This is a genomic window from Bacteroides sp. 2201st1_D9_2201SCRN_220225, assembly GCF_040928965.1.
Classification (GTDB): Bacteria; Bacteroidota; Bacteroidia; order Bacteroidales; family Bacteroidaceae; genus Bacteroides; species Bacteroides stercoris.
Map to the genome: position 1 here is coordinate 53,641 of NZ_JBCODG010000031.1, position 2,382 is coordinate 56,022.

A 2,382-nucleotide genomic window follows, 5' to 3' on the forward strand; every position below is an offset into this window, starting at 1 on the left:
GCCGTACCTTGTTCCCAAGTACCGTCTTCGATACCCTTGAACGCAGATACCTTCAGCAAGTCGCCGTCCTGTGCATTGATAGGACGAACCACTTCGTTGATGAATGCGGGGTCGTTGTTTTCTGCTTTGGCATCATCAGGCAGGTTAGCCCATGCCGGGTCGATAGCCAGAGTCTTGTATTCGCCGCCACGGTCTACGGCTGCGTAGTTCTTGTTTACTACGTCTTCACCCTTCTTGCCGTAAGACTTGACGATGAATTTCTTCATCTGCTCAACAGCCTGTTCTACAGGAATTACACCTGTGATACGGAAGAATGCAGACTGGAGAATGGTGTTGGTACGGTTGCCCAAACCGATTTCCTGTGCAATCTGAGTTGCGTTGATGTAGTAAACGGAGATATTGTTCTGTGCAAAGTATTTCTTTACTCTGTTAGGCAGGTTCTTAGCCAGCTCTTCACCTTCCCAGATGGTGTTCAGCAAGAATGAACCGTTCTTGCGCAGACCGCGGGTTACGTCGTACATGTGCAGGTAAGCCTGAACGTGGCAAGCCACAAAGTTCGGAGTGTTTACCAAGTATGTAGAACGGATCGGAGTGTCACCGAAGCGCAGGTGAGAGCAAGTGAAACCGCCTGATTTCTTGGAGTCGTAAGAGAAGTAAGCCTGGCAGTGCTTGTCGGTGTTGTCACCGATAATCTTAACCGAGTTCTTGTTGGCGCCTACTGTACCGTCGGCTCCCAAACCGTAGAACTTAGCCTCGAACATGCCTTCGCCGCCCAATGCGATTTCTTCTTCCTGAGGAAGAGAAGTGAAAGTAACGTCGTCCACAATACCGATAGTGAAGTGGTTCTTCGGCATCGGCATAGCCAGGTTCTTGTAAACTGCGATGATTTGTGCAGGAGTGGTATCCTTGGAACCCAGACCGTAACGGCCGCCTACGATAACCGGAGCGTTTTCCGTGCCGTAGAAGCAGTCTTTTACATCGAGGTACAACGGTTCGCCGTTAGCACCCGGTTCCTTCGTACGGTCGAGTACGGCAATCTTCTTGGCAGTCTTGGGAACGGCAGCCAGGAAGTGCTTGGCAGAGAACGGACGATACAAGTGAACGGCAACCAAACCAACCTTTTCGCCGTTGGCAACGAGGTAGTCGATGGCTTCACGGGCAGCTTCCGTTACAGAACCCATAGCGATGATTACGCGTTCTGCATCTTCTGCACCGTAGTAATCGAACAAACCGTACTTGCGGCCTGTGATTTTGGAAATCTCGTTCATGTATTCCTCTACGATAGCGGGAACAGCTTCGTAGTAGTTGTTGCAAGATTCGCGGTGTTGGAAGAAGTGGTCGGGGTTTTCGGCCATACCGCGGGCAACCGGGTTCATCGGGTTCAGTGCACGTGCACGGAATTCAGCCAATGCTTCCTGGTCGATAAGCGGAGCGAGGTCTTCGTTCTCCAGCATTTCAATCTTCTGGATTTCGTGAGAAGTACGGAAACCGTCGAAGAAGTTAACGAACGGTACGCGGCTCTTGATAGTAGAAAGGTGAGCGACACCCGCCAGGTCCATAACTTCCTGTACGGAACCTTCGGCCAACATGGCGAAACCTGTCTGACGTGCAGACATTACGTCCTGGTGGTCACCGAAGATACACAGCGCATGGCTTGCCAAAGTACGTGCGGATACGTGGAACACGCAAGGCAGGAATTCACCGGCAATCTTGTACATGTTCGGTATCATCAGCAACAGACCTTGTGAAGCGGTGTACGTTGTAGTCAGCGCACCGGCTTGCAAAGAACCGTGAACGGCGCCGGCAGCACCGCCTTCGGATTGCATTTCCTGTACCAATACTGTTTCGCCGAAGATGTTTTTACGACCTGCGGCAGCCCATTCGTCTACGTATTCAGCCATCGTAGAAGAGGGTGTGATAGGATAGATGGCAGCTACTTCCGAGAACATATACGAGATATGTGCAGCAGCCTGGTTACCATCACAAGTAATGAATTTCTTCTGTTTAGTCATAACTAAATTGAATTTATTAAGTAAAAAAAACTCTTTGTCTGTAAATCTAATACAGGAAGCCGAACAGCCAGAGAGGTATCTGATTGCCCCGGCCTATCTCTGCCTTGTGCAATGCGTACGTCACTCCCGGATTGTTCTTGATCCTCATGCCTTCCTGACAAATCTTGAAAGGCATCACTTCGTCCACCATGAACGAAATGTTCTTGTCGCCTTTGTTCACTTTGTGGTCTTTCCACATGGTGTTTACAAAGAACGTTTCCAGCACATCCTGCTCTTCCACCTTTACGGGGTAGATGGAGTACATCAGGTTGGAATTGTGCATCATTATCTTCGACGGCTTTTTGGGGAATTCTTCTCCTTTGGGATATAC

General features: G+C 49.8%; 1 protein-coding gene and 1 pseudogene. Both read right to left on the reverse strand.

Annotation, left to right across the window (positions count from 1 at the left end; genetic code table 11):
- On the reverse strand, positions 1-2,012 hold a 2,012-nt coding region (gene nifJ, locus AB5903_RS12055), incomplete at its 3' end, for a pyruvate:ferredoxin (flavodoxin) oxidoreductase (RefSeq protein ID WP_368117859.1).
- Positions 2,013-2,058: 46 nt separating this feature from the next.
- A pseudogene (locus tag AB5903_RS12060) lies at positions 2,059-2,382 on the reverse strand (ATP-binding protein); the annotation flags it as partial.